Raw genomic sequence first — 272 nt, forward strand, 5'->3', positions numbered from 1 at the left:
ATTTTATCACTTTTCACGGATATTGGTCAGAACTGCTCCTGTACCCGGTCTAGCTTCAAAATAAACTGCCAACGGATCAATCTTCATAATCTGGTGACCATTTGCACGCGTGATATGATATTTATAAATCTGACCTTCCTGAGCCTGACTAGTAAAGACTTCCCAAACACCTGCTTCATTACGAACCATAGGAATTTGATTCTCGACCCAATTAGTAAAATCCCCAACTAGATGAACTGCTTGTGCATTTGGTGCCCAAACCCTAAAAGTAT

The 272-nt window shown here is 40.4% G+C and carries 1 pseudogene; it reads right to left on the reverse strand.

Annotated elements, in window-relative coordinates:
* Positions 1-6: 6 nt before the first annotated feature.
* Positions 7-272 (reverse strand): annotated as a pseudogene (locus B0E34_RS22780) (1,4-alpha-glucan branching protein GlgB); the annotation flags it as partial.

The sequence above is a fragment of the Chryseobacterium mucoviscidosis genome, assembly GCF_002177115.1.
Lineage (GTDB): Bacteria > Bacteroidota > Bacteroidia > Flavobacteriales > Weeksellaceae > Chryseobacterium > Chryseobacterium mucoviscidosis.